This window comes from Mycobacterium sp. E2462 (assembly GCF_001672685.1).
In the GTDB taxonomy this organism is placed as follows: Bacteria; Actinomycetota; Actinomycetes; order Mycobacteriales; family Mycobacteriaceae; genus Mycobacterium.
In genome coordinates, this window is the sequence record NZ_LZKC01000210.1 from 1 (window position 1) to 3,511 (window position 3,511).

Here is a 3,511-nt window from a genome sequence, read left to right on the forward strand (position 1 = left end):
CAGCTCGGCGGTGCTGTCGTGGTGGCACAACCGCTGGTACCGGTCGGTCACCATGGCGCCGCGACGGTTCCAGCGCCGCCGACCCACGATGTGGACGGTGTGCACGGCGAAGGCGTTGGCGGTGCGCACCACCGACCCGATGTTCGCGTCGTGCCCGAAGTTCTCGATCGCCACGTGCAGCGGGTGACGGCGCCGGTCGATGTCGGCGATGATCGCCTCCCGCGTCCAGTACCGGTAGGCGTCGACGACGTTGCGGGTGTCGCCGTCGCGCAACAGGACCGGGTCGTAGCGGGGGTCGTCGGGCACCGCACCGGGCCAGGGGCCGACGCCGGCCGAGGTGCCCCATTCCGTCGGTCCGGGCTCACTCATCGCTGCGTCCACACCCCGGCGTGCGTGCCGTCGATCGCCACGGTCGCGTAGAGCAGCGCGTCGTTGATCTCGCCCTGGGTGCACAGCGACGCGTTGACGTGCACGGCGTCCAGCGAGGCGTCGGGCAGGATCAGCACCGACGACCCGTAGGTCGCGCAGGCGGGATTGAGGCCCCGCCCCGGCTGCGCCGGCGACGCGAGCAGCATCACCGGGCCGCCGCGCTTGGCGGACTCGTCGCGGTAGCGGGCCGCCACGCCGTCCGCCTCCAACCCGAGCAGCATGAAGCCGTTGCCGGTGAACGCGCCGGGATCCCCCAGCTGCGCCTGCGTCACCGGCTTGCCGTCGGCCCGCCACGCCGACAGGCTCGCCGTCTTGACCGACAGGCCGCCGCTGTCGTTGGCGTTGGTGGGCAGCAACCCCACCGGGAATGCCACCGGGTAGGCCGATGACGAGTCGGGGATGCGGTCACGCGGCGAATAGGCGTAGACGCCGCGGACCTGGCTGCGATCCTTCAGCGGGCCCAGGCACACCGTGCCGGTGAGGCGGTCGGGCGGCGCGGACAGCGGGTGCGCGATGTCGTGGACGCTGGTCAGGGCCGCGTCGCAGCCGCCGAGCGCCGGCGATTCCATGGGGTGGGCCAGCGCGCCGTAGAGCCCGAAGCGGAGGTCCTCGGCCTTTGCGTGCGGGGCGTGTGGATCCTTGGCCGACGCGTCGACGTCGACCAGCACGTAGTCGCCGTCCCAGCGCAGGTTCGACACCGACATGTTCCAGCCCAGCAGGGCCAGCGACTCGCCGATCCGCGCGCCCTGCGCGCCGTACGGGTTGACGGCGTGGGAGGGATTGGAGCAGCCCGCCAGGCTGACCGCCACGCAGGTGGCCACGGCAAGGAGGAGGCGCACAGCGGTGACGGGGCCTACCCCAGCCCCAAGTCGGCCAGGCCGAGCACGCTGCGATACGGCAGGCCCTCGGCCTCGATGGCCTCGGCGGCGCCGGTCGCGCGGTCGACGACGGTGGCCACGCCGAGCACCTCGCCGCCGGCCTCCCGCACGGCCCGCACCGCGGTGAGCGCGGAGTTGCCGGTGGTGCTGGTGTCCTCGACCACCAGCACGCGCTTCCCGGATACCTCCGAGCCCTCGATAAGGCGTTGCAGCCCATGGGCTTTCGCGGACTTCCGCACCACGAAGGCGTCGATGGGGCGTCCCGGCGCATGCATGACGGCCGTGGCCACCGGGTCGGCGCCCAGCGTCAGGCCGCCGACGACGGCGTAGTCCCAGTCGCTGGTGAGCTCGCGCACCAGCTTCCCGATCAGCGGCGCGGCGCGGTGGTGCAGGGTGGCGCGGCGCAGGTCGACGTAGTACTCGGCCTCCTTGCCCGACGACAGGGTGACCCGGCCGTGCACCACGGACAGCCGCCGCACCAGCTCCGCGAGCTCGCTTCGGTCAGGTTCGGCCACGGCCGCTGCCAATCCGCTTGGTGACGGCCCGCATGAGGGGCCGCGGGATCATCCGCTCGGCGGCGATGATCGCCTTATACTGCAGCCCCGGGATGCTGATGACCTTGCCCCGGGCGATGTCGGCGAGGCTCTGGCTGACGACGTCGTCGACCTGCAGCCACATGAACGACGGCGAGGTGGACATGTCGATCCCGGCGCGGGCGTGGAACTCGGTGCGCACGTAGCCCGGGCACACCGCGTGCACGGTCACCCCGGTGCCCTGCAGGCCGACCGAGAGGCCCTCGCTGAACGAGATCACCCAGGCCTTGGACGCCGAATAGGTCGACCCGCGGCCCGGCACCAGGCCCGCGACGCTGGCGATGTTGATGACGGTGCCCGAACCCGCGTCGAGCATGGCCGGCAGCGCAGCCCGGGTCAGGTGCATGACGGCGGTGACGTTGACGTCGAGCTGCGACTGCAGCTTCGCGGGGTCCGTGGCCCAGAACTCGCCGGAGGTGGCGAACCCGGCGTTGTTGACCAGCACCTGCACGCCCGCGGCCAGCCGCTCGCACACCTCGTCGCGGCCGGCCGCCTCGGCCAGGTCGGCGGGCAGCACCTCGACGCGGCCCGCGTGGCTCTCGAGTTCGGCCGCCAGGGCGGTCAACCGGTCGACGTCGCGGGCGACCAGGACGAGGTCGTAGCCGTCGGCGGCGTAGCGCCGGGCGTAGCCGGCGCCGATGCCCGAGGTGGGCCCGGTGATCAGGGCGACGGGGCGAGGCATGTGCGACATCCTATGACCCGCCCGGGCGGGGCGGGCGGGGCAGCCCGTCCGCGGCTCAGTGCTGGATGTTGGAGGCCTGATGGCCGTTGCGGCCCGCGGGCGGCGGGCGGCGGCCGGCGTCCGGGCGGCCCTCCGTGCGGGTCTGGTCGCGGCGCACCGGTTCGGGGGCGCGCCGGGGCGGGACCTCCGCACCCAGCAGGCCCGCCGAGTCCTGCTGGCGGCGGGGCGGCAGCTCCGCGCGGCCCGCGGGGGCGAGCGGTCGGCTGGGCGACGCGCTGCGCACGCTCGCCGGGGCGCCCGCCTCCTGCTGCGTCTCCTCGGGCAGCGGCGGCAGCACCCGCAGCAGGTCGTTGAACTGCCGCACGGTGCGCAACCCCTCGTCCCACTGGGTGCGGGTGCTGGTGACCGGCAGGGCGACCAGCGTCCAGTTCTGCTCGTTCCACATGATCTCCGCGCTGTCCGGCGCGGTGTGGGCGAACGTCACCATGCGACGGTCGCAGGCGCGCCGGGCGGCGTCGAGGTTGGTGGAGTACACCATCCGCGGGCCGATCGCGCCCAGCAGCCAAATGTCGCTTTCGCGTGGCTCTTTGAGGCCCTTGAGCCGCAGGTCCACGACCACGTTGGTGCCCACCTTGCGGTGCAGCGCGATCACGGTGGCGACCTCTTCGAGGTCGAAGATGTACACGGCCTCGCCGCGGATCTGGCCGAGCACCACGTTCTGGGCGGCCACGTCCCCCACCGTCGACATCACGCCGCGCTTCCAGCGCTTGAGGATGTCGGCCGATTCACGTTCGTAGTCGAAGCCGTGGGAGCGCGCCCACGACCTGCGGCGCCTGCTGCGCCCGCGCCGCCGATCGATGTCGACGTAGAGCAGCACCGCCGCACCGACGAAGCACAGCGCCGACAGCGTGAACCAAAGGGGGACCACC

At 73.0% G+C, this 3,511-nt stretch carries 4 protein-coding genes and 1 pseudogene; all 5 read right to left on the reverse strand.

Annotated features, from left to right (window positions below; all coding sequences use genetic code 11):
- A pseudogene (locus tag A5714_RS10620) lies at positions 1-369 on the reverse strand (RNA methyltransferase); the annotation flags it as partial.
- A complete protein-coding gene (locus A5714_RS10625; RefSeq protein ID WP_068285087.1) occupies positions 366-1,268 on the reverse strand; it encodes a hypothetical protein in 903 nt (300 codons plus the stop codon). The pseudogene A5714_RS10620 and the gene A5714_RS10625, both read right to left, overlap by 4 nt.
- A 14-nt stretch (positions 1,269-1,282) precedes the next feature.
- Complete coding sequence (pyrE, locus tag A5714_RS10630; protein ID WP_068070910.1) at positions 1,283-1,822, reverse strand: orotate phosphoribosyltransferase; 540 nt, start codon at positions 1,820-1,822, stop codon at positions 1,283-1,285.
- The gene (locus A5714_RS10635; protein WP_068285092.1) at positions 1,809-2,582 is read right to left on the reverse strand and encodes an SDR family oxidoreductase; all 774 of its coding nucleotides are present in this window, start codon (positions 2,580-2,582) and stop codon (positions 1,809-1,811) included. Before A5714_RS10635 ends, pyrE begins: the two co-directional genes overlap by 14 nt.
- Positions 2,583-2,637: 55 nt before the next feature.
- Positions 2,638-3,510 (reverse strand): trehalose monomycolate transport factor TtfA, encoded by an 873-nt coding sequence (ttfA, locus tag A5714_RS10640; protein ID WP_068285089.1) that lies wholly within the window; start codon positions 3,508-3,510, stop codon positions 2,638-2,640.
- Position 3,511: the final 1 nt, after the last annotated feature.

Bases quoted from the DNA above. Each gene is read 5' to 3' on its own strand.
- A5714_RS10635 (WP_068285092.1), bottom strand. From the start codon at position 2,582: ATGCCTCGCCCCGTCGCCCTGATCACCGGGCCCACCTCGGGCATCGGC.